This window comes from Peribacillus sp. NPDC097895 (genome assembly GCF_050277555.1).
Lineage (GTDB): Bacteria > Bacillota > Bacilli > Bacillales > DSM-1321 > Peribacillus.
The window spans coordinates 25,076-48,166 of the sequence record NZ_JBNNSH010000008.1 but is presented as its reverse complement, the minus strand read 5'-3'; the positions used below and the strand labels follow the sequence as shown (position 1 = coordinate 48,166).

The following is a 23,091-nucleotide window of genomic DNA, read 5'->3' as shown; positions in this document are numbered from 1 at the left end:
ATCTATTATCAGCTCAGGCAGTTACCAATTAAGCTGCTTTGCAGGGAAAGGTGAATAAGTCGCAAAGGTCAAGCACTTCAAATAATGCTTCTAATCTAGTATAGTTGAGGAAAAGGGGTGAAGGCATGTACTTGACAGTAAAAGAGACTGCGGAATATTTATCGATGCCGGAATCTTATATAGAAAGTTTGATCGTTCAGAATAAAATTCGCACCGTTCATGACGGTGAGCAGCATTTGATTTTTAAAGAGCAGTTTAATACTCATCTTGAGCAAATGGAGAAATATAAAAAGCAATTAGCGGATTATTATAACGAACCCATTCCAGAAGATATCGATGTGAAGGATGAAGATTAGCATCTGCCAATAGGCAGATGTTTTTTTCATATATGAATGAACGTGGATGCTAAGAAGGTATTAACTAACGTCCGCATCATAGTGCTTAATGATTATTCAAATAATTTTGTTGTCAATGGAAGGTAATTGTAGTAGAATCCCTCAATTACGTGTAAAATGAAAGGTAGAAGGAATTATCACGGCAGAATGGTAGTTAGGAGATAGGTAAGTGGTAAAAGAGTATTTGCAAAGCGAAGGTTTTTCAAGGTTAATTACATTAATTGTGTTAGTCCTCTTTTTAATTAGCATCGGCAGTATGGTTAATATCGTGTTGTTCACATTTGTTTTCACTTTCCTGATGGGAAGGCTGGAGCAAATTATCATGATTCGGCTGAATAAAGTGATGCATATCAATTCTAAGGTTGTTATAAGCTTTTTATATGCAGTCGTCATTTCTTGTTTAGCCATCGTTCTTTATAAATATCTACCGGTCATTACGCTACAATTCACGGAATTAGTCACACAGATCGTTTTCTTCTTTCAACATCCACCAGATAGCAGGGTCATTCAATATGCCATTAATATAATGAACGAGTTGAAATCTCCGCTCGATCTTCAAACACAGATGAATACACTCTATCTTTATATATCCGATTTCGGTAAACTGGCTTTTCAAATATTCATTTCCATGTTGCTTAGTCTATTTTTCTTATTGGAAAAAGATAAAATCGTTCGCTTCACTTCTAAATTCAAGCGGGCCAAATTTAAATCTTTCTTTATAAACTTAAGCCACTTTGGCGTCAAATTCATCAATTCATTCGGAAAGGTGATTGAGGTCCAGTTCTTGATAGCCATTACGAATGCCGTCCTATCGGTAACTTTCTTATGGATCCTTGGCTTCCCTCAGTTGCTCGGTCTAGGGATCATGATTTTCTTCCTGGGTTTGATTCCGGTTGCAGGAGTCATCATATCCCTCATTCCACTTAGCATGATTGCCTATAGCATCGGCGGCATGCCCAAAGTGATTGCTGTATTAATCATGATTGTTGTGATCCATGCACTTGAAAGCTATATTTTAAATCCGAAATTCATGTCGGCAAAAACAAATCTTCCAACATTTTTCACCTTCATCATTTTACTGTTTTCCGAGCATTTCCTTGGGATATGGGGCTTGATCATCGGTATACCGATCTTCATCTTCCTGTTGGATATGTTAGATATTGAAGAGGGGAATAAGGAAGTCACATAAAGATTAGTTTAGCAGCGGCCCCTTTAGCGGGGCCGCTGCTTATTTTTTGTTCCATTAAACCTTTGGAACGTTGCCACCATCTGTTTTTAATATAATATCGATTAATCCCATCAAGAGGTAAAATTCTATAGATTTACTTATTAGAGCATAATTGCGTTTTTGATTTACCAAGTTAATTGATTAAAATTTTATTTTACTAAAGTTATTTGTCGACTTTTTATTGCATAAAAAAACAAATAAACGTATAATACTTTTAAGTGAAAATACTGAATGTTCTCTAAAATTAGATTTATCTGTTTTTTTAAAATAAGAGTTTACTAGAGAGAAGAGGGGATTATTTTGAAAAAGGTTTCTTTTTTAATGTTTGTCATGATAGCTTCTTTGTTACTCGTCATGACAGGGTGCGGGAAGGATAAAGAAGTCTCGACAACTAGTAAAGAAAGTAAAGAAGAAGGATCTGATGGAAAAACACTCAGGATCGTGACGGACGCCAATTATGCTCCATTTGAATTTCTTGAAGGCGATAAGATTGTAGGATTCGATGTTGATTTCATCAATGCTGTTGCAAAAGAAGCCGGTTATGATGTTAAATTGGAAAGCGTTGGATGGGATCCGATTTTTGTGGAAATCGAATCTAAACGAGCGGATGTCGCAATATCTGCCATTACGGTGAATGATGAAAGAAGACAAACGTATGATTTTTCGGTTCCATATTTCTTATCCACCAACAAGATTCTCGTTCCTGAGAAAAGTGATATAAAATCAGGAAATGAATTGAAAGGAAAGGTCATTGCCGTTCAGACTGGCACAACTGGACAGGAAGCGGTAGAGAAGCTTATAGGAAAGAATCACAAAGACATCAAAAAATTCGAAAATAATAACCTGGCCATTCAGGAATTATTACAAGGGGGAGCAGCAGCAGTCGTAGCCGATAATACGGTTGTTGAGGAATATGTGAAAAATAACCCCGATCAAAAACTGAAAGTCGTCGAAGATAGCAAAAGTTTCAATGAGGAGTTCTATGGTCTAATGTTCCCAAAAGGCAGTAAATTGAAAGCGGAATTCGATAAAGCCGTGAATGCCATTTATGAAAATGGGAAATATGCAGAAATTTATAAAGAATGGTTTGGTACTGATCCGGATATCGAAACATTGAAAGCACAACAATAAAATAAAACAAGTGGATAGTAAAAGATTGCGTGACTTTACGAGTGAAGTTACGCAGTTTTTTTGGCCTTTAGGAGGGGAACGGAATGAGTTTTCGCTGGGATATTATTTTTGAATATGCTCCTTTCTTATTAAAAGGAACATTGCTTACTATAGGGCTATCGGTTTCCTCCATCCTCATCGGAACCTTTTTGGGGTTATTGATAGGCTTAGGGAAAATAATAAGAAACAAAGTGCTTGCATTCCCATTTTACTGTTATGTCACGGTTTTTCGCGGAACTCCGCTTTTAGTTCAAATCTTTTTAATTCATTTTGGCGTGGTGCCCTTTTTTACCGGTGAAACGAATGCAGTAGCCGCAGGGGTCATAGCGTTATCTTTAAATGCAGCGGCATATATTGCGGAAATATTCCGTGCGGGCATTCAATCCATCGATAAAGGGCAAACGGAAGGATCCCGATCTTTGGGAATGACCCATGCTCAAACAATGATTCATGTTGTATTACCTCAAGCTTTCAAACGAATGATCCCGCCGCTAGGAAATGAATTCATCGTATTATTAAAAGATTCCTCCTTATTGTGTGTCATTGCTGCCCCGGAATTAATGTATTGGGGAAAAGCGATGGGGAGTCAGTACTTTAAAGTGTGGGAGCCATATTTGGCGTGTGCCTTCATCTATTTATTCCTGACACTCATTTTAAGTTTCGTATTAAATAGACTCGAAAGAAGGTTGAAAACAGAATGATCAAGGTCGAGAATCTAAAGAAGTCATTCGGGAATAACGAAGTATTGAAAAATATCAATGCAATCGTTTCCCCTCAGGAAGTAGTCGTGGTAATTGGTCCTTCTGGGTCGGGTAAATCTACCTTCCTCAGGTGTATCAATCAACTAGAAACCATAACGGGTGGTCATATTTACATAGAAGGACTTGATACGACAGACAAGAAGGTCAATATCAATAAAGTCCGAACGGAAGTTGGCATGGTATTTCAGCATTTCAACTTATTTCCACATAAGACTGTTCTTGAGAATATTATGCTTGCGCCTATAAAAGTGAGAAAGGTTTCTAAAGAACAGGCATCCCAAAAAGGCATGGAACTGCTTAAGAAAGTGGGGCTTGCCGAGAAAGCGAAAGCATATCCGGATTCACTATCTGGGGGACAAAAGCAACGCGTGGCAATTGCCAGGGCATTAGCGATGGAACCTAAAATCATGTTGTTCGACGAGCCAACTTCCGCTCTAGATCCGGAAATGGTCGGTGAAGTGCTTGAGGTTATGAAGCAGTTGGCTAAGGAAGGTATGACCATGGTCGTGGTGACCCATGAGATGGGGTTCGCAAAGGAAGTTGGGGATCGGGTGATTTTCATGGACGAAGGTTATATTATTGAAGAGAATATCCCCAGTGAGATTTTTGATAATCCACAGCAAGAAAGAACCAAAGCCTTTTTGAGCAAAGTACTTTAATTTTGCATGAAAGAAAAAAACCTTCCGTCAATGGAGGTTTTTTTTTAGGAACATATCAGGGCTTCATTTAATATGTGAAGCGCCTAAAAGCGATTCAGGGCTTTTACCGAGCACAAGCATACTGATTTTTGCATATCCAATATTTTTATTTTGGGAGAAGGCATGAAGTAAGACCGGGATATTCGGATCATCCTTTAACTTTTGAACTTCCTCTCTATATAAGTGGATAACGGAGGGCATAACGAATTCAGGGGTGTATTCGTTAGGGTTTTCATCCATGATTAATGTGCCCATAAATTGATATTTAAATTGAAAAGCTCGTGTTAAGGCAACGACATGGAGTAATTTATTAAATAGTTCGGGGTATGAATATTTAATTTGCTCCATAGCTGCTTCGGTTGCCTGTAAATCATCAACACTAGATAAAGTGATCATAAATATTTCCTTTCTAAAAAATAAGGATCCATCAGCATTTACCGTCCTTTTTGCTCATACCAAGTCTAACCCCGCCGTTTGGTATTGTAAAATGGATAGATGTTATCATGTCCATAACCTATATCTATGATAGTGCTTACACCAACAGAAGGAATCACTCTTTATTCGTCAACGCTTCCTTCGTATATTTCAGCCATTCCTTTGCAGCGCATGAAAGGTAATGGTCCTTACTCCAAATGAGTCCTAAATTCCAACTAATGGAGGGGTTTTTAACCTTGATGGACCGCACTCGTTTATTGCTACGGCATAAACTTTCAGGTAAAAGAGCAACGCCAAGTTTACAATAAACCATCTCCTCAATAAAATCCCAGCGTGAGCTTTCCGTAATGATATGTGGAGAAAAACCAGCTTCATTACAGGATGAAATGATCAGGTCTCTTAGAACGTAATCTTTATTGAATAAGATGAAAGACTCTTTTTCCAGGGCGGACAACTCGATTTCTTCCAGACAAGCATGCGGATGGGAGGGATGCACAATCAAGTTGATATCTTCTTCTAAAAAGGCAAAATGATGAAAAATTGTAGTATTGGTAGGCAGGACTATTACGCCTATATCAATTAGGTCATTTTGGACGGATTCCTCAATCTTTTTTGAACCATCCTCTACTAATTGAAAGGTTATATTGGGATAGTCCTCATGAAAATGACTAAGAATTCGGGGGAAGAAAGAAGCGTCGATGATTGGCGGCAATCCGATGCGTATATGTCCCTTTTGCAAACCTAATAAATTGTCCATTTCCGTTTCTAAATTGTGAAAGGCCTTATCTATCAATTTTGCCTGCTCTAAGACAACCCTGCCTGCATCGGTTAGGATCAGCTGCTTACGTGAACGATCAAAAAGTTCAACACCTAGTTCGGTTTCCAAATTTTTAATCATCTTGCTGATGGTCGGCTGAGTAATGAATAAATGATCGGCTGCCCGAGTAAAGCTATTAAAATTGGTTACCTCTATAAAGTATTGCAAATGCTTAATATCCATCGCTTCACCTGTTATCCTCATTAAAATTACTTTCATTTTACCTGTAAACAGAAGCGTTTGTAAAACATGAGAAGTTTTGATTGAATGTACCTTATGTTTTAGATGAGCTTAAAGAAGCTGACTCCACAGGGGAACACAGCTTCTTTAAATTGGCAGGCGATAATATGACTTGACGTTCATTCTATTTAACTAATAAGACAGGTACAGGAGAATGTTGGACGATGTAGTGGCTCACGCTCCCAAGGAATTCCTTGAAACCACTCAATCCGCGACTGCCCATAATGATCAGGTCGCAATTCTGGGATTTTACATGATCCAATAAAGTCGTGATGGCCGAACCCTCTACGACAAATGTTTGGGATGCATTCGGGATTTCGGACAATAGTGCTTCCGCTTTTTTTATCACTTCATTTCCATAATTGAGCATGGATTCTTCAATCTCCTGAAAAGCATTGCCATATATATTCGGTTTGATCGGAAGTGTAACAGCGTGAAGTACATGGATTTCAATAGCTGGATCCTGCTTTGCCAATTCCATCGCTTTTTCTAAAGATTTAAGTGCCAATTCAGATTCATCATAAGCAACTAATATTTTTGAACAGAACATGATTTTATCCTTCCCTTCTTTTAAAGATTATACCCTCAGTATATCAGTTTGAATCTTTCATATAGTTTCATATATTAGAAATTTTGTGAATAATTATTGAAGTTTACGTTCACGTCAATGTTAAGATATAGGTAATTAATCCCTTTGCAAAGTGTGGTTTTAATATGTATACCATTTCTGAGTTAGCAAAAGAATTCGAATTGACAACCAGGACTCTCCGTTATTATGAGGAGCTGGGGATGCTTAGGCCAAAGCGTACTGAATCAGGAAATAGAGTTTATGGAAAGAAAGAATACGCGCAACTCAAAATCATCATGCGAGGTAAGAAGTATGGGTTTTCTTTAGTGGAAATAAAGGAAATCGTTCTGTTATTCGATAAGGATAGGACAGGCATTAAGCAATTGGAAAAAACGATTGATACAGCAGGACAGAAATTAAACGAAATTAATGAGCGCATTAAAGAACTGGATGGATTGAAGCAGGATTTTGAACAGATGATCAAAGGTTTTACCGATGCGCTTCATGACTTGAAGGTGAACGATAAAATAGAAAGCAGAGAAATTAATATTGAAAATTGGTTTTGATGATAGTGAAGGATGAATATATATGAATATATATAATAGAAGAAACAAATGAGGTGAGGATTTGGATATTAAAGAAACCATAGCAGTAGTGACAGGTGGGGCTTCAGGTCTCGGAGCGGCGACGGTAAGAAATATCATTAATAAAGGTGGAAAAGCTGTCATATTTGACCTCTCGGAAGAAAATGGGGCTAAAATGGCCCATGAATTGGGAGATTCAGTTCTGTTTATCAAAACGGATGTAACAAGTGAAGATAGTGTAAGGGAAGGGTTGGAAAAAGGGATTGAAAGATTCGGGAGCATCAATACGGTCATCAACTGTGCGGGTGTTGCGATTGCAGAGAAGGTCATAGGGAGAAAAGGTACACATGAATTGAAAGCGTTCTCAAAAGTTGTGATGATCAATTTGGTCGGTACATTCAACGTGATTCGTCTTGCAGCTGAAAAAATGGTCGAGAACGATCCGAACCAAGAGGGAGAGCGTGGGGTCATGATCAATACAGCTTCGGTAGCGGCCTTTGAAGGACAAATAGGACAGGCCGCATATAGTGCCTCCAAGGGAGGAATTGTCGGGATGACCCTGCCGATTGCGAGGGAGCTTGCCACCAAAGGGATACGTGTCGTATCGATTGCACCGGGTTTATTCCACACTCCGATGTTCGATTCATTGCCTGAAGAAGCGAGGCTGTCATTAGGTAAAACCGTGCCATTTCCATCAAGGCTCGGGTATCCCGAAGAATACGCTAAACTGACGGAAAGCATCATTACGAATCCAATGCTTAACGGGGAAACGATCAGGCTGGATGGCGCCATTCGGATGTCACCAAGATAAGAGTCAATTCCATTAGGGAAAGATTATGAGATCGATAAAGTTCAAGAATAAAAGGCGTCCCATCAATGGGGAGGCGATATGACAAAGCATGCAGAGGAGATAAAACAGATGAAACATCCATATCTTAGCGAAGAACATGAGATATTCCGTAAGTCATTCCGAAAGTTTTTAGAGAAAGAAGCGGTTCCACACTATGAACGATGGGAGGAAGAACGGATCATTCCCCGTTCATTTTGGGTGAATATGGGGGAACAGGGCTTTTTATGTCCAGACCTTGGAGAAGAGTATGGGGGTTCTGGGGTAGATTGGGGCTTTGCGGTCATAATTAATGAAGAATTAGAAAGAGTGGGTTCTGGTTTCATAGGTTTCGGGCTTCACAGTGACATTACTGTTCCGTATATTGCCGCTTACGGAAATGAGTTGCAGAAACTGCGCTGGCTTCCAAAATGTACGACAGGGGAGAGCATTACAGCCATCGCCATGACCGAGCCTGGAACAGGTTCGGATTTGGCCAACATTAAAACGACTGCGATTTTGGATGGCGATCACTACATATTAAATGGCCAAAAGACATTCATTACAAATGGAATACACGCGGATCTTGTTATCGTGGCTTGCAAAACGGACCCAAGTGCGGTCCCGAAGCATAAAGGCGTAAGCTTAGTCGTGGTTGAAAGGGATACACCGGGATTTTCCAGGGGAAGAAAACTGAAGAAGCTTGGTTTACACAGTCAGGATACAGCAGAACTCATTTTTGAGGATTGCCGTGTTCCAAAGGAAAATCTGCTTGGTGAAGAAGGCAAGGGTTTTACATATTTAATGGAGAAATTGCAGCAGGAACGCCTTGTCGTAGCGATTTGTGCCCAAACGGCATCTGAGGATATGCTTGCCGATACGATTGAATATGTGAAAAGCAGGGAAGCGTTCGGAAAATCCGTGAGTCAATTTCAAAATACACAATTCAAAATTGCCGAAATGGCAACTGAAATCAAAATGGGGCGTGTGTTCCTAGATCAATTGATCTCCAAGCATATGGCGGGTGAACAGGTCGTCACAGACGTGTCGATGGCAAAATGGCGTTTGACGGAGACTGCGAGAAAAATATCCATTGAATGCATGCAGCTGCACGGCGGCTATGGATATATGGAAGAATACAAGATTGCCAGAAGGTATCGGGATATACCAGTGGCAAGCATCTATGCGGGAACAAATGAAATCATGAAGAAAATCATCGCAAAGAACCTTGGGCTTTAATAATAACAGGATGATAAGGGGAGAGAATATATGCGCGAAGTGGTTATCGTTGAAGGCATTCGCACTCCAGTCGGAAGAAGGAACGGTGTCTTGAAAGACATTCGCCCAGATGATCTAGCCGGGGAAGTATTAAAAAAGCTGATCGAAACGGCGGGCATTGATCCTGCTCTTGTCGATGATGTCATTTTAGGGTGTGTTTCACAGTCTGGGGAACAGGCCGGTGATATAGCGCGCGTTGCTGCACTGATTGCCGGTTATCCGATTGAAGTGCCGGGAACGACGATTGACCGTCAATGCGGGTCAAGTCAGCAGGCTGTACATTTCGCTTCCCAAGCCATTTTGTCAGGGGACATGGATGTGGTCGTGGCAGGGGGAGTGGAAAACATGTCCCGGGTCCCTATGGGGTCAAATTATCAAGGAGCTGTAACAAGTCAGAAGTATTTAGACAACTATGAGGTGATCAACCAAGGTTTATCAGCAGAAAGAATCGCGGACAAGTGGGGAATCACACGTGAGGAATGTGATCAGTTTTCCGTCGAAAGTCATGCTAAAGCAATTCGTGCTCAAAAAGAAGGCCATTTCAACCGTGAAATGATCCCAGTAACGGGTACTGACAAAGAAGGGAATCATATTGAAGTTAAAGAAGATCAAGGGCCAAGGGCTGGAACTACGCTTGAAGTACTCGCAGGGTTGAAAACGGTTTTTCAAGAAGACGGTTTAATTCATGCCGGGAACTCAAGCCAGATTAGTGATGGTGCCGCTGCCTTATTATTGATGGAGCGCAGTAAAGCGGAAGAACTTGGATTGAAACCGCGATTTAAAGTGCATACACGGGTTGTTGTTGGGTCAGATCCCACCTTGATGCTGACGGGCCCGATTCCCGCCACTCAAAAAGCTTTGGAAAAAGCAGGTCTTTCCATTGATGATATTGATATCTTTGAAGTGAATGAGGCTTTCGCTCCTGTACCGATTGCCTGGCTAAAAGAAACGGGGGCAGATCCTAAGAAGCTTAATCCAAATGGCGGGGCGATTGCCTTAGGGCATCCTCTTGGAAGCAGTGGTGCCCGAATAATGGTGTCAATGATTCATGAGTTAGAAAGAACTGGCGGCCGCTATGGGCTGCAAACAATGTGTGAGGGCCATGGCATGGCGAATGCCACCATCATTGAAAGATTGGACTGAAAAGGATTGTCTGGTTATGAACATTTGTAATTCGCACGAAAGTAAAAGCTGAAAAAGGATAAAGACCTTACCATCGGCAGGATGACGTGAACTCATTCCGTTGATGGTGGGTTTACTTGAGGAGGATAATGATATGTCAGTAACGATTAAAAATATCTTTGATCAGACGGTTCAGAAATTCCCCATTAAAGAAGCTATCTACGACGTGAGAAGAAATATCCGCTATACGTATATTCAGTGGAATGACCAGGTGAATAGATTGGCGGCGGCCCTTCAAGCGGAAGGAGTGCGAAAAGGGGACAGGGTCTCTACGTACCTTTACAACAATGAAGAGCTTGCCACAGCATTTTTTGCCTGTGCAAAAATAGGCGCAATCTTCAATCCAATCAACTTCCGCTTAATGGCAGAAGAGCTTGCTTTCATCTTAAGTGAAGCAGCTCCAAAGGTCGTTTTATTCGAACAGGAGTTGGAATCGACCGTTGCCGATGTTGAAAAGCGATTCCCGGAAATGGCTTTCTGGTATATTGATGATCATGTGCCTGGATATGCCAAAGGCTACCGCCAAAAAATGGCCAGTGTCTCATCACAGCCCGCTGAGGTGGACGTTCACGAGGATGATGTATATGCCATCATGTATACGAGCGGGACAACCGGACGTCCAAAAGGTGTCATTCACCTTCATAAAGATATGGTCAAACAATCTGAGATATTAATTGAGGCTATGAAGTATGAACGCTCCGATATCGGTTTGATTACTGCACCCATGTTTCATTGTGCAGAATTGCACTGTTCCTTTTTACCTCGCGTACAGGTTGGTGCCACGAATGTCATACTGCATCAGTTTAAACCCAAAAAGGTAATGGAACTAATTGAATCCGAGGGAATCACCAAGTTATTTGCTGCACCTACGATGTGGAACATGCTCATTCAAGAAAACCTGGATGAGTATAAATTCCAAAGTTTAAAACTAGGGCTTTATGGAGCGGCACCAATGGCGCCAACACTTGTACGTGCATGTCAGGAGAAACTGGGCATTCAGTTCATCCAAGCATACGGAATGACGGAAATGGGTCCAGCCATCACTCTCCTATTGGAAGATGATCAAATTAGAAAAGCGGGGTCTGCCGGCAAAGCATGCTCCGATCATGACATCATCATTGCCCGTCCCAATGACGAGGGACCATCGGATCCCGAGGATAAGCTGGAGCCTGGTGAAACAGGGGAAATTCTTGTGAAAGGTCCATGTATCATGAAAGGTTACTTTCAAAAAGATGCAGAGACGGAAAAAGCGCTTTACAAAGGCTGGTACCATTCTGGAGATATCGGTTTTCTAGATGAAGATGGATATCTGTGGGTCAAGGATCGAGTGGACGACATGATTATCTCTGGAGGGGAAAATGTGTATCCGCGTGAAGTCGAAGACACTCTTTTTGAGCATCAAGGCATTCTAGACTGTGCAGTGCTTGGTCAGCCTAATGATAAATGGGGGGAACTGGTAACAGCATTCATCGTAGCTAAAGATAAATCATTGAGGGAAAGCGATTTAGAAACCTGGTGTAAGAACAGTAATACACTGGCTAACTATAAACGTCCAAGAAAATATTTCTTCTGTGATGAGTTGCCTCGGAACGCAAGTGGGAAGATTCAAAAATTCTTGCTTCGTAAACAGTTGGAAGGAATGGCTGATGACAAAAGTTTGCGGAACTTCCTTTAATGGCGGGGGTATAAGTTTGACTTCATATTTGAAGAACGGGTTGTGTAATTCGCATACAACATTACCGAGAGCTCATTCTATTGATGGGTGAAGGTAAGTAAAGGCAATCATTCAATTCACCAAAAATCAGTGAAAAGAGATACCAGAATTGATGCTTTAGTAATTGGGAATAATAATCCTATCGAAACAAACAGGGAAAGTGAATAGTTATCCACAACATAACTGTAGCGTAATCAGCGGTACACTCCCTTTATCCACATAATCCACAGGGTTATCCAGAAATAACATTATTTTCATGTTAATAAGGCGAGTAATTGTACCTACACCTTGTCAGTATTTTCAGAATATATCCACAATATACACAGGGATGTGGATAAAAGTTGTGAATAAGAATATAATTGGGGCTGTTTTACAGCCCCTTTGTTTATTTATTAGCGGCGATTATGAGCACGGCGGTCAGCCGCATTTGCCCGGGCTTGTGCCTCGATGTCTTCCTTGTCAGCCAGTTCGGAAGAATATTCAACGTCAAGCCCGTCACTTTTCAGGTTTTTAGGAATTTGTGGAAGTTTTTGTTTATTTTTATCACGATTATGGTGTATGTTATTTCGACCCATTTTAGCGCCCCCTAGAATAAAAATAAATAAGCTAGAGATGATTACACTTATCATCTCTAGCTTATTTTGTGTTGAATGGTTGATCAAAATGTACGGGAAAAAACTCCAAACTTACCGTCGGGATTTCTTCTCGCTAAATCCTCCAGCTCGATCTGCATTTTTAAATTCCCGAGCATAAAGAATCGCTTGGGTGCTCGTTAAGTTACTTTTTTCTTTTTCGTGTTTTTTGGACAATTAGATCATCTCCATTTCACTTAATATCCCTATTTTTTCCTAAAAGGATACTTTCATACGTGATAATCTCCTTTTAAGATATTTTGTAAAGCATCTTTAAGGGTTGGGAAAGTAAACGTGAATCCTTCCTCTTTAAGTTTAATGGGCAGGACATTTTGTCCTTCAAGTACAAGTATACTCATTTCCCCCATCATGGTCTTGAGGATGAAGGGAGGTACAGAAAACCAATGGGGCCGGTGCAAAACAGCCCCAATCGTTTTACCGAATGTATTCATCGGAACGGGGGTGGGTGCCGTAAAATTAACTGGACCTTCGATTCTTGAATCGTTCATGCAAAAGACGATTGCACGGACCACGTCGTGAATATGAATCCAGGAAAGCCACTGATTCCCTTTGCCCATCTTTCCTCCGCCGAAAAGTTTATAAGGAAGGGCCATCATTGGCAATGCGCCTTCTTTTTCTCCCAGAATCACACCAAATCTTGTAAGGACGACCCGTTTACTGTATGGGCTGGATTTAGACGCTTCTTTTTCCCATAGCTTAACGGTACGGCTCAAGAAATCATCACCGATGGATTCAGAGGTTTCAGTAAAGGTTTCATGGTCTGAAATACCGTAAAATCCGATTGCACTTGCATTGATGATGACAGACACCTTATCGGGCAGTGCGGAAAGGATCCGGTTCATTTCTTTTGAAGCTTCGACCCTGCTTTCGACAATCCGCCGTTTTCGTTCAGGAGTCCAACGCCCGCTGCTTAATGATTCACCAGCAAGATTTATAAAAACATCGATTCCCTCCAAATGCCGTTCCGGCTTAGCGTTGTCGATCAACCAGCCGATATATGTCAAATTTGCCTGTTTGTTAAATTTTTCGGGATGACGTGTCAAAATATATATATCATGATTTTCTTTTGATAATTCATCAATAAGGGCTGTGCCGACAAAACCGCTTCCACCAGCAATGGCTATTTTCATGAAAACCACTTCCTTTCCCTATCTTTCCTTCACTTTAACATGCCCCTGTGCTTTTTTCATTTTTAGACATGCTATATATAGAAATGGTACACGTAAAGGGGTAAAGTAGGGGGGGGGTGGTTTTTATGCCAAACATAACAAAAATAACAACCCAAAAAAAACGTAAAGATCGTTATAACATTTTCGTTGATGAAAAATATGCTTTCAGTGTGGACGAAGAAGTGCTATTGAAATTTCATTTGAAAAAGGGTACGGCACTTGATGACCTGCTTTTAGCTGAAATACAATTCCATGATGAAATCCAAAAAGCATTTACAAATGCACTTAATCATTTATCATACCGGATGCGTTCAGAATCGGAAATTCGCCTTTATTTAAGAAAGAAGGACACGGAAGAGCCGATCATAAAGGAAGCGATACATAAGCTATACAGCTTTAATTATTTAGATGACCTTGAATTCGCCAAGGCTTACGTACGTACCCATGTGAACGGAGGCAATAAAGGCCCCACTACCCTCAAGCTCGAGCTGAAGGAAAAGGGGATACAAGAAAAATTGGTTGTCGAGGCACTTAAGGAATATCCTTACGATATTCAGATTGAGCATGCAAGAAAACTTGCTGGAAAATCTGTCAAAAAGGAAAAAAACATTTCTGAACGAGCATTAAGGCAGAAGGTTGAACAAACTTTGTTACGAAAAGGTTTCCCAAGAGATGTCATCCTTGAAGCACTTGAAGATGTGACAGTTGAAAAGGATGAAGATGAACAATGGGATTCGCTATGCCATCATGCTGAAAAAATGCAACGACGCTACAAAAACCATGAAGGCTTCGAATATGAACATAAGATGAAGCAAGCATTATACCGAAAAGGTTTTCCAATAGAATTAATTGAACGTTATCTTTCCAATTCCGACAGTGATTAAGTACATCGATAGCCAAATCACAAAATTTTGTTTAATATAGAAGTAAATTAATTCTTCATTTAAGGAGCCATATATGAGCGACATAAGATACAGCAAGTTATCTGCCTATGAATTACAACAGGAAATTGCAGCGTTGACGGAAAAGGCGAGAAAAGCTGAGCAATTGGGAATGGTTAATGAATTTTCTGTATTGGAACGAAAAGTGACGATGGCCAAGGCCTATTTGTTAAATCCGGATGACTTCAAAAAAGGTGAAATTTATCAAATAGATGGAGATCCCGGTGTCTATTTCAAAATTGATTATATGAATGGCGTATTTGCCTGGGGTTACCGCTTAGGCGGAAGCGGAAAGGAAGAGGCACTGCCCATTTCGATGTTGAAATAAAAAGGAACCGGGGAAAGCCCCGGTTCCTCGTGAAGTTAATTCGATCGCTCGTTTGATGCTTTCATTCGTTCTTGAGGGTGTGTATTAATACTGCCATCTGCACGCTTTGAAGCATATCTTGCCTTTGCACGAGGCTCGCCTTGAAATTTATTGTTGTTTTGGTTGGGGAATCCTTTTTGTTTATTTCGCAAGTTTTTCTCCTCCAAGCATCAGATTAAAGAAAGAAGCGTTTCCGCTTATCACTAGTATGGGTATGGGACAGTATAGTTCAGTCTGTAAAAATATTGGCAATGAGGTGGTTCTAATGAATGATTACCATGAAAGATTAACCAAGATACTGCTTGAGAAAAATGAGCACATCACGTATGAGCAAGCTTTGACTTGGGTGGAATTATTATGGGAAGATTTCGAAGCGACCTATGCAAAAGCTGGACATGAGTATGCCGGGGAAGAAATGACATCACGTGTAGTAAGGACCTGGATTGATAATTATGGTGAACAATTCCACGAATTCATTGCAAAAAATCCTAAATATCAACATTTATTAAATCAGCAGAATCGATTGCATTAAAAAAGCTGGTTCCAGAGGGGTTTCCCTGGAATCAGCCTTTTTTCGATGTATGCGAATGTATGCGACTACAAAATGATATTCAATTTCTTCTGCAGTTTCGCTTCGCTAAAGATCCATCCTGTATATGAATTCAAGATATTCAAATCGCTGTCTAAATGAACGACTGCCACGAACGGGTAGTACCCATTGCTGCGGTATCTTAAATCGATGAAACGTACTTCATAATATTCTTTTATTTGTTCGATTTCAAAGCGGTAAACCGGAGAAAAGGACAGAAAGGCTGCCAAGTTGATATCCTTCTTGGCGACTTCGAGAATTTCACTTTCAGGCAATGGCACTCGATCAAACGTATCAAGAACGGTCACACGCCCATTATCGGCTCGTGCCACATAATAATTCTTTTCGGTAATCACAGCAATTTTCCAGCGGTGAAAGCGCATGGTCGGTGATAAAAGGATTTTCCTTGCTCCCGGGATTTGCTGCTTAACGGCTCGTTTAATAAAAGCCTGTTCCCTGAATCGAGAGATATAATAGATGACGAGTATTCCGTAAATCGAGAGGAATAAATAGCCTGGTGGAAATCCATAGCCCCATAATATCAGTCCGGCAACATGTATTCCAAAAATGAACGGGTCAAATGTATTGATGACCCCTAAAGCTACCCATTTTGACGAAATAGGCCTAAGGGCTTGTGTCCCATAAGCATTGAATATATCCACGAATACATGGAGGAATACAGCTAGAAAGGTCCAAAGCCAAAGATGAAGGTAATTTGCTTCAGGTATGATGGCGAAAAGAGCTCCGCTGATAATCAAGGGCCAAAGTAAAACAGCGGGAATGGAATGCGTGATTCCACGGTGGTTTCGTATATATACAGCGTTATTCCTTAATTTTAGAACGGTGTCAATGTCTGGAGCTTGTGATCCCAATATTGTACCTGCTAAGACTGCACTTGCAGTGACCGGGCTCTGCGCAATGACAGGATCTAATGTGGCAAGACCTCCAAGAGCAATTCCCATGACAAAGTGAGTACCTGTATCCAAAAATCTAACCTCCCTGCCACAATTTAAAAAAATGGTCTTCTTTAATCATACCGTATTTATATATTAACCATCAAATGAATATAATTTGATTTATTTTTGTGACCCATTACAATAAAAATGGATATGAACATATTATTTAAAAAAGAATGCCTTATTATAGGTATTCCCATTTTTAATAAGAGTGTAACATTTTTGGAGGAACTGATTTGAAAGAAATAATGATCCCGACAATAGAAAAAATAAAAATTGATGAATTTCAACAAGATTTAGTTTCCTGGTTTCAAAAAGAACAAAGACAATTGCCATGGAGGGAAAATAAGGACCCGTACCGTGTTTGGGTTTCTGAAATCATGCTTCAGCAAACGAGAGTGGATACGGTGATTCCTTATTTCAACCGGTTTGTGGAATGGTTCCCCACCCTTGAGGATTTTGCTAATGCCGATGAAGAGAAAATCTTAAAAGCCTGGGAAGGTCTTGGGTATTATTCGCGTGTAAGGAATCTTCATAGTGCCGTTCAAGAAGTGAAGGCATCTTATAATGGAATCGTGCCGGATGATCCCGAGGAAATCTCCAAATTGAAAGGGGTTGGTCCTTATACGGCTGGTGCTATCCTAAGCATCGCCTATGGCAAGCCGGAGCCAGCTGTCGATGGAAACGTCATGCGTGTGTTATCCAGGATATTGATGATATATGAAGACATTGCAAAGCCAAAGACAAGAAAAACATTTGAAGCTGCTGTCAGAAAGCTGATCGATCATGAGCATACGTCTGCCTTTAATCAAGCCCTGATGGAACTGGGGGCATTAATCTGCACACCTGGTAAGCCAGCCTGCCTGTTATGTCCCGTTCAAAGGCATTGTCTTGCATTCGAAGCAGGGGTTCAATCAGAACTTCCTGTTAAAATCCAAAAGAAAAAAACGCGGGATGTACCCATTGTGGCTGCCATTTTAACGAATGAAAAGGGTGAAGTTTTAATTCACAAACGGGCATCTGAAGGATTGCTGGCTAACCTTTGGGAATATCCGAACTTCGAGAACCATTCACCCCTATTGCATAAGCGGGAATTCTTCGAGAGTCGTTTTCAGGAAATGTATGGTGTCAAACCGGAAGTCACGGAATCTCTTGTGAGAATTGAACATGTTTTCTCACATCTTGTTTGGAAAGTGGACACGTATACGGGAATGGTCAATGATACGATTAGTGAAGAGACGTTAAGAGAACACCAGCTCAAGTGGGTTAGTGAAGAAGAGATGGAGGAGTTCGCATTTCCGGTTTCCCACCAAAAGATGATGAAAGCCTATAAAGAAAAAGCACATATTGAATAAAGGCTTTCTATGTTTACATAAATTAAAACTCGTTTTAATTTATGGTAATATAAGGTTATTGGAGGTGAGGAAATGAAGGTGGTCATTCAAGCATTCATCGGTTCTATCATCATTCACGCATTATATATGGGCAGTACGATGCTGGTTGGAGCTGTAAAAACAACCATATATAAACCAGACGTTGTAAATGCGTGGGAACAAGCAGGGGCATTACAGAATGAAACTGCATTCGGTAAGGTGATGTCACCTTCCGTTTATTCGTTGACATTCCTTTGGACAGCCCTGATTTGTGGAATCGTAATTTTATCGTACAAAAAAATTGTGATTTTAAAACAAAAATGACTGGAACGGGTGAACGAGACGCCTGCGGGAATACTCGTCCAAGGGAGTCCCACAGGCGCAAAAAGCGAGTGCCTGGAGTGAAAATCCAACATTTGAATTTTACAACCCTCAAAAAAACTGTAGGCAAACTCCATTTTTATCGAGTTTGCCTACAGTCTGCGAGGATATCCTATTCATTTTTGTTGAAATTCAATAATGAAATCAATCGTAAATGGTTTTCGTACCATGAGTATAATTGGCTTCCTGTCTATTAAGTCCGCCTCTATTTTCAATTTCTTTGACGATTTCGCTATGGATACTCTGTCCTTCTTGGTTTAAATAAGGTACCATTTGTTGAAGGGAGTGATGAAAATAGGCAAGTTCACTATTTTCCCAATCCGATTTTTTCATCATCGACAACTCTGTCATATCACGTCCAACATACATAACAGTAACACTCCTTTAAAAAATGATTTTTAAAACTCGGTGTTTACTCAGAAAGGATGAATAAACGAATGGAACAAAAAGTGGCGCTCGTTACAGGTAGCAGTAAAGGTTTAGGAAGAAGCACGGCAATAAGACTTGCAGAGGAAGGTTACGACCTCGTTATTAATTATGCCCGGAGCAAGTCGAAAGCATTAGAAGTGGCAGCCGAAATTGAAGCATTGGGGCGCAAAGCTCTTGTAGTGAAGGCGAATGTCGGTGACGTCGCGAAAGTGAAAACCATGTTCGAGGAAATCGATGCCTTTTATGGACGTTTGGATATCTTCATCAATAATGCGGCATCAGGAGTACAGCGTCCATTGATGGAGCTTGAAGAATCCCATTGGAACTGGACAATGGATATCAATACGAAAGCGCTCCTTTTCTGTGCACAGGAAGCGGCAAAACTAATGGAGAGGAACGGCGGAGGGAAAATTGTCAGCATCAGTTCACTTGGATCCATTCGCTATTTGAAAAATTATACAGCTGTGGGTGTTTCCAAAGCTGCTCTTGAGGCTCTGACAAGATATTTAGCGGTCGAACTGGCTGCCAAAAACATTTGTGTCAATGCCGTTTCAGGCGGTGTGATCGATACGGATGCCCTAAAGTCTTTCCCGAATCGAGATGAAATGCTTGCTGAGGCGGCAGAACAGACTCCTGCAGGGCGGATGGTCGAAGTGGAAGATATGGTGAATACCATCTTGTTTTTAATTTCCGATGGGGCAAGTATGATTCGTGGACAAACCGTTATAGTTGATGGAGGCATCTCATTACTTGTTTAACATAACTGGAAAAATTTAAATGTTTTTAGTTGGATAACACTTCGGGATAATGGTTATCTTATTATCGTGGAGGTGATTTCAATGGCTAAAAACAATAATAAATCACAAGCAGGTACTGACGTTCAACAAGTGAGACAACAAAACGCGCAATCTCAACAAGGCCAAGGCCAATACGGCACTGAGTTTGCTTCTGAAACTAATGTTCAACAAGTGAAGCAGCAAAACGCTCAATCTCAGCAACAGAAGGGTCAAGGCCAATACGGCACTGAGTTTGCTTCTGAAACTAACGTTCAACAAGTGAAACAACAAAATCAAAAATCTCAAAGCAATAAAAGCCAAGGCTAATTGCCATTAAAAAAACGAAAGGCGTCCTTCTTTTGAAGGATGCCTTTCGTTTTTTTGCTTCCTTTGAATTCGACAAATGTTTCATCGTGTTTACATTTTATGTCAAAGGAGATAACGGATTAAAATAGAATATACATACTATAGAAAAAATACAGATTAGGAAGGTGCATTCATGGAGGAATTTAACCGGCTAATAAACAACCAGTTGAAAACGATGGATAAGCTTTTACTTTTACAATCCGAAATCGAGAGATGCCAGGATATAGAGAAGCAACTCCTTACCCTGCAAGAAGAGAGTGAAGCAGTCACCATTCAGGAAGAGATTCAACTCATGAAGCAGGAATTGAAAAGTATCCATGACATGTTCGAGAGGCAAACGGAAGAAGTGATCCGTTATTTTCAGCAAGAACAGGCTGCAATACAATAAATAATTGGCTAATTTCTAAGATAAAATGGGTGGATGGGTCAGACTTTTTCGACTTATTTACACATTTTCACTGGGAGATTAGCCACTTTTGTTTTAAATTCATGAATAAATCGCTATAATATAGGAATATAGGGTAAATGGAAAAAAGTATATATTTTTAAATACACACAATAACTGCAAACGGAATAGGGCACAGTACGCTGTCAGGGTGTCTATAGAAAGTAGGGAGAGATAAATGGGGATTGTTCCTGCCGAAGGAGGAAAAATCCAAATCCATAGCTATAAACATAATGGACATATCCATCGTATCTGGGAAGAGACAACCGTTTTAAAAGGGACCCAAAATCTGATGATAGCGGCAAATGACCGTACTATGGTGACGGAATCAGATGGAAGGACCTGGATAACAAGAGAGCCGGCGATTTGCTATTTTCATTCAAAGTATTGGTTTAATGTTATCGGTATGTTAAGAGAGGACGGGGTTTATTATTATTGCAATATCAGTTCTCCGTTCACATATGATTCCGGAGCATTAAAATACATTGATTATGACCTGGACATTAAAGTATTCCCAGATATGACGTTTAATTTGCTGGATGAGGATGAATATGAAAGGCATCGGAAAGAAATGAATTACCCGGATGCCATCGATTCAATATTGAAACAGAACGTAGACTATTTAATTTATATGATACGCCAGCGAAAAGGACCATTCTCCGCAGAGTTTATTGATAGTTGGTATGAACGCTTTTTAACCTATCGATGATAGGAAAGGCCTGCTGCTTAATTAGCAGGCTTTTTATATTGCATAATGAATCCTTTTCAAGGAGCCCCTACGCTCCTATTTGAAAGAAATTAATCAAATTGTTTTGATAGTTATTCTTCGAAAAGGAAAATATAATTGAAAAGTGCATCTAAGGATTCCAATTGAACATTACTGGTCTTTTTTTAGCATTGTGATTTATTGCAGGAGAAATGGAGGAATTCCGTGGAGAGCGTTAGGAGATATTTGCAATTCGTCAAGCCGTATAAATGGCAGATAATCGGGACGGTTTTAATTGGAATGTTAAAGTTCGCTATACCGCTTTTGCTTCCATTGCTTAGTAAATATATCGTGGATGACATTATCGGGAATGGTGACCTGTCCAAAGCTGTGAAGTCCGAACGCCTTTTTTGGGTAATGGGCATCATGCTGTTCATTTTTGTTGCGGTCAGACCGCCTATTGAGTATTACCGCCAGTATTTCGCACAATGGACAGGAACGAAGATCTTATATGATATCCGAAATGATTTATTTACTCATATACAGAAACTGAGCTTTAAATATTATTCCAACACAAGAGTGGGCGAGGTCATCTCAAGGATGATCACGGATGTGGAACAAACGAAGAACTTTGTCATCACGGGTTTGATGAACCTTTGGCTGGATATCGCAACGATTATCATAGTGATAGCCATCATGTTTACGATGGACGTGAAGTTAACCATTGTTTCCATCATCATGCTTCCATTTTATGCATTTTCGATCAAGCATTTCTTTGGCAAGCTCAGAACCTATACAAGGGTCCGTTCCCAGGCGTTGGCGGACGTACAGAGTCACCTTCATGAACGGGTTTCAGGGATGTCGGTCATCAAAAGCTTTGCGATAGAAGACCGGGAACAGGAATTGTTTGCGAAGCAGAACAAGAATTTCCTGGATAAGGCCCTGAAGCATACGAGTTGGAATGCCAAGTCATTTGCTGTCGTCAATACGATTACGGATATTGCCCCGCTGCTCGTGATCGGATTTGCAGGTTATCAGGTTATTTATGAACAATTGTCGCTGGGCACGATGGTTGCTTTCGTCGGTTTCATAGACCGGCTATATAACCCCCTCAGACGATTAGTTAACTCATCGACCACAATGACACAGACATTGGCGTCCATGGACAGGGTTTTTGAATTTGTGGATGAGAAGTATGATATCGATGACGAGCCTGGGGCGAAAGAGCTGAAGCATGTAGACGGCCGGATTACATTTCAGGATGTTTCGTTTGCTTATGATGAGAAAGAGGCACCTGTTTTAAAGCATATTAATCTGGATGTTTTGCCGGGAGATACCATTGCACTTGTTGGAATGAGCGGCGGAGGGAAATCCTCGATCGTCAGTTTAATCTCCCGTTTCTATGATGTGACGGAGGGAAGGGTATTATTGGATGGGACGGATATCCGTAAATATCAAGTCCGCAGCCTAAGGGATAAAATCGGGATGGTCCTTCAGGATAATATCTTATTTAGTGAATCGGTTAAGGCCAACATCCTGATGGGAAGGCCTGATGCAAGTGATGAGGAAGTATTTGAAGCGGCAAAAGCGGCGAATGCCCATGACTTCATTATGGGTTTAAAAGAGGGATATGAAACGAAAGTCGGAGAACGGGGAGTGAAACTTTCCGGAGGGCAAAAGCAACGGGTTGCCATTGCGAGGGTGTTTTTGAAAAATCCGCCTATCCTCGTGCTGGATGAAGCCACATCCGCATTGGATTTAGAGAGTGAACATTATATCCAGGAGGCGCTTGATATTTTGGCGAAAAACCGGACCACCATCATTGTGGCTCACCGCTTATCAACCATCACCCATGCCGATCGGATCGTTCATATCGATAATGGGGAAATTACAGAAATGGGAACACACGAAGAACTTATGAAAAAGCAAGGGCATTACTACAACCTATTTCAAGTGCAACAATTGGATTCTTAAGGGAAAACCTACTTTTGAAATATACACAAAAAAGACCATTCCGCTAACGGGAATGGTCTTTCTTATTCTA

29 protein-coding genes are annotated in these 23,091 nt (G+C 40.7%); 20 read left to right on the top strand and 9 right to left on the bottom strand.

Annotation, left to right across the window (positions count from 1 at the left end):
• Positions 1-125: 125 nt before the first annotated feature.
• From ACQKMH_RS24865 to ACQKMH_RS24845, 5 genes are all read left to right on the top strand, one after another.
• A complete protein-coding gene (locus tag ACQKMH_RS24865; RefSeq protein ID WP_427590012.1) occupies positions 126-356 on the top strand; it encodes an excisionase family DNA-binding protein in 231 nt (76 codons plus the stop codon).
• Positions 357-564: 208 nt separating this feature from the next.
• Positions 565-1,584, top strand: coding sequence for an AI-2E family transporter (locus ACQKMH_RS24860; RefSeq protein ID WP_427590011.1), 1,020 nt, complete (start codon positions 565-567; stop codon positions 1,582-1,584).
• 339 nt (positions 1,585-1,923) lie between these two features.
• Positions 1,924-2,754 carry a basic amino acid ABC transporter substrate-binding protein gene (locus ACQKMH_RS24855; RefSeq protein WP_427590010.1) on the top strand — a complete coding sequence of 277 codons (831 nt, stop codon included), beginning with the start codon at positions 1,924-1,926 and terminating at the stop codon, positions 2,752-2,754.
• Positions 2,755-2,837: 83 nt separating this feature from the next.
• Entirely contained in the window at positions 2,838-3,494 is a 657-nt protein-coding gene (locus ACQKMH_RS24850; protein ID WP_230159287.1) for an amino acid ABC transporter permease, read from the top strand.
• A complete protein-coding gene (locus ACQKMH_RS24845; RefSeq protein ID WP_427590009.1) occupies positions 3,491-4,213 on the top strand; it encodes an amino acid ABC transporter ATP-binding protein in 723 nt (240 codons plus the stop codon). Before ACQKMH_RS24850 ends, ACQKMH_RS24845 begins: the two co-directional genes overlap by 4 nt.
• A gap of 63 nt (positions 4,214-4,276) precedes the next feature.
• On the opposite strand, the gene ACQKMH_RS24840 is transcribed toward ACQKMH_RS24845, so the two are convergent.
• From ACQKMH_RS24840 to ACQKMH_RS24830, 3 genes are all read right to left on the bottom strand, one after another.
• A complete protein-coding gene (locus ACQKMH_RS24840) occupies positions 4,277-4,648 on the bottom strand; it encodes a hypothetical protein (RefSeq protein ID WP_427590008.1) in 372 nt (123 codons plus the stop codon).
• Positions 4,649-4,802: 154 nt separating this feature from the next.
• Complete coding sequence (gene cidR / locus ACQKMH_RS24835; RefSeq protein WP_427590007.1) at positions 4,803-5,687, bottom strand: cidABC operon transcriptional activator CidR; 885 nt, start codon at positions 5,685-5,687, stop codon at positions 4,803-4,805.
• 181 nt (positions 5,688-5,868) lie between these two features.
• Positions 5,869-6,294, bottom strand: a complete 426-nt coding sequence (locus ACQKMH_RS24830; RefSeq protein ID WP_427590006.1) for a universal stress protein — start codon at positions 6,292-6,294, stop codon at positions 5,869-5,871.
• A 164-nt stretch (positions 6,295-6,458) separates the two neighbouring features.
• Between ACQKMH_RS24830 and ACQKMH_RS24825 the strand changes: the two genes are divergently transcribed.
• The 5 genes from ACQKMH_RS24825 to ACQKMH_RS24805 all read left to right on the top strand — a co-directional run bounded on the left by ACQKMH_RS24825 (position 6,459) and on the right by ACQKMH_RS24805 (position 11,857).
• Positions 6,459-6,878, top strand: coding sequence for a MerR family transcriptional regulator (locus ACQKMH_RS24825; protein WP_427590005.1), 420 nt, complete (start codon positions 6,459-6,461; stop codon positions 6,876-6,878).
• Between the two features lie 61 nt (positions 6,879-6,939).
• A complete protein-coding gene (locus ACQKMH_RS24820; protein ID WP_427590004.1) occupies positions 6,940-7,707 on the top strand; it encodes a 3-hydroxyacyl-CoA dehydrogenase in 768 nt (255 codons plus the stop codon).
• A 108-nt stretch (positions 7,708-7,815) separates the two neighbouring features.
• Entirely contained in the window at positions 7,816-8,961 is a 1,146-nt protein-coding gene (locus ACQKMH_RS24815) for an acyl-CoA dehydrogenase family protein (RefSeq protein WP_427590138.1), read from the top strand.
• 30 nt (positions 8,962-8,991) lie between these two features.
• A complete protein-coding gene (locus ACQKMH_RS24810; RefSeq protein WP_427590003.1) occupies positions 8,992-10,143 on the top strand; it encodes a thiolase family protein in 1,152 nt (383 codons plus the stop codon).
• Positions 10,144-10,276: 133 nt separating this feature from the next.
• Positions 10,277-11,857 carry a fatty acid--CoA ligase gene (locus ACQKMH_RS24805; RefSeq protein ID WP_427590002.1) on the top strand — a complete coding sequence of 527 codons (1,581 nt, stop codon included), beginning with the start codon at positions 10,277-10,279 and terminating at the stop codon, positions 11,855-11,857.
• A gap of 431 nt (positions 11,858-12,288) precedes the next feature.
• Here ACQKMH_RS24805 and ACQKMH_RS24800 read toward each other — a convergent pair whose 3' ends face one another.
• The 3 genes from ACQKMH_RS24800 to ACQKMH_RS24790 form a co-directional block, all read right to left on the bottom strand.
• A complete protein-coding gene (locus tag ACQKMH_RS24800) occupies positions 12,289-12,471 on the bottom strand; it encodes a YfhD family protein (RefSeq protein ID WP_427590001.1) in 183 nt (60 codons plus the stop codon).
• Positions 12,472-12,582: 111 nt separating this feature from the next.
• Positions 12,583-12,705: a YfhE family protein gene (locus ACQKMH_RS24795; protein WP_427590000.1), complete on the bottom strand. Its 123-nt coding sequence runs from the start codon at positions 12,703-12,705 to the stop codon at positions 12,583-12,585.
• Between the two features lie 53 nt (positions 12,706-12,758).
• On the bottom strand, positions 12,759-13,679 hold the full coding sequence (locus ACQKMH_RS24790) for a TIGR01777 family oxidoreductase (RefSeq protein WP_427589999.1): 921 nt from the start codon (positions 13,677-13,679) through the stop codon (positions 12,759-12,761).
• A 125-nt stretch (positions 13,680-13,804) separates the two neighbouring features.
• Here ACQKMH_RS24790 and recX point away from each other — a divergent pair, with 125 nt between their 5' ends.
• Both recX and ACQKMH_RS24780 read left to right on the top strand, forming a co-directional pair.
• Positions 13,805-14,602, top strand: a complete 798-nt coding sequence (gene recX, locus ACQKMH_RS24785; protein ID WP_427589998.1) for a recombination regulator RecX — start codon at positions 13,805-13,807, stop codon at positions 14,600-14,602.
• 73 nt (positions 14,603-14,675) lie between these two features.
• Positions 14,676-14,987, top strand: a complete 312-nt coding sequence (locus ACQKMH_RS24780; protein WP_207439844.1) for a YfhH family protein — start codon at positions 14,676-14,678, stop codon at positions 14,985-14,987.
• A 35-nt stretch (positions 14,988-15,022) separates the two neighbouring features.
• Here the strand turns inward: ACQKMH_RS24780 and ACQKMH_RS24775 are convergent, their stop codons facing one another.
• Complete coding sequence (locus ACQKMH_RS24775; protein WP_034305387.1) at positions 15,023-15,178, bottom strand: small, acid-soluble spore protein K; 156 nt, start codon at positions 15,176-15,178, stop codon at positions 15,023-15,025.
• Between the two features lie 113 nt (positions 15,179-15,291).
• Here ACQKMH_RS24775 and ACQKMH_RS24770 point away from each other — a divergent pair, with 113 nt between their 5' ends.
• Positions 15,292-15,558: a YfhJ family protein gene (locus ACQKMH_RS24770; protein WP_230159274.1), complete on the top strand. Its 267-nt coding sequence runs from the start codon at positions 15,292-15,294 to the stop codon at positions 15,556-15,558.
• A 65-nt stretch (positions 15,559-15,623) separates the two neighbouring features.
• On the opposite strand, the gene ACQKMH_RS24765 is transcribed toward ACQKMH_RS24770, so the two are convergent.
• A complete protein-coding gene (locus ACQKMH_RS24765) occupies positions 15,624-16,601 on the bottom strand; it encodes a metal-dependent hydrolase (RefSeq protein WP_427589997.1) in 978 nt (325 codons plus the stop codon).
• 218 nt (positions 16,602-16,819) lie between these two features.
• Between ACQKMH_RS24765 and mutY the strand changes: the two genes are divergently transcribed.
• Both mutY and ACQKMH_RS24755 read left to right on the top strand, forming a co-directional pair.
• Positions 16,820-17,926, top strand: a complete 1,107-nt coding sequence (gene mutY / locus ACQKMH_RS24760; RefSeq protein WP_427590137.1) for an A/G-specific adenine glycosylase — start codon at positions 16,820-16,822, stop codon at positions 17,924-17,926.
• A gap of 72 nt (positions 17,927-17,998) precedes the next feature.
• Positions 17,999-18,268 (top strand): hypothetical protein, encoded by a 270-nt coding sequence (locus ACQKMH_RS24755; protein WP_427589996.1) that lies wholly within the window; start codon positions 17,999-18,001, stop codon positions 18,266-18,268.
• 201 nt (positions 18,269-18,469) lie between these two features.
• Here the strand turns inward: ACQKMH_RS24755 and ACQKMH_RS24750 are convergent, their stop codons facing one another.
• Entirely contained in the window at positions 18,470-18,694 is a 225-nt protein-coding gene (locus ACQKMH_RS24750; protein ID WP_289323755.1) for a hypothetical protein, read from the bottom strand.
• Between the two features lie 68 nt (positions 18,695-18,762).
• On the opposite strand from ACQKMH_RS24750, the gene fabL reads away from it, so the two are divergent.
• The 5 genes from fabL to ACQKMH_RS24725 all read left to right on the top strand — a co-directional run bounded on the left by fabL (position 18,763) and on the right by ACQKMH_RS24725 (position 23,021).
• Complete coding sequence (gene fabL / locus ACQKMH_RS24745) at positions 18,763-19,512, top strand: enoyl-[acyl-carrier-protein] reductase FabL (RefSeq protein ID WP_427589995.1); 750 nt, start codon at positions 18,763-18,765, stop codon at positions 19,510-19,512.
• A gap of 81 nt (positions 19,513-19,593) precedes the next feature.
• The gene (locus ACQKMH_RS24740; protein ID WP_427589994.1) at positions 19,594-19,857 is read left to right on the top strand and encodes a gamma-type small acid-soluble spore protein; all 264 of its coding nucleotides are present in this window, start codon (positions 19,594-19,596) and stop codon (positions 19,855-19,857) included.
• A 172-nt stretch (positions 19,858-20,029) separates the two neighbouring features.
• Positions 20,030-20,284 carry a YgaB family protein gene (locus ACQKMH_RS24735; protein WP_427589993.1) on the top strand — a complete coding sequence of 85 codons (255 nt, stop codon included), beginning with the start codon at positions 20,030-20,032 and terminating at the stop codon, positions 20,282-20,284.
• 235 nt (positions 20,285-20,519) lie between these two features.
• Positions 20,520-21,050 carry a nucleoside tri-diphosphate phosphatase gene (gene ntdP / locus ACQKMH_RS24730; RefSeq protein ID WP_061142487.1) on the top strand — a complete coding sequence of 177 codons (531 nt, stop codon included), beginning with the start codon at positions 20,520-20,522 and terminating at the stop codon, positions 21,048-21,050.
• Between the two features lie 222 nt (positions 21,051-21,272).
• Entirely contained in the window at positions 21,273-23,021 is a 1,749-nt protein-coding gene (locus ACQKMH_RS24725) for an ABC transporter ATP-binding protein (protein WP_427589992.1), read from the top strand.
• Positions 23,022-23,091 lie beyond the last annotated feature (70 nt).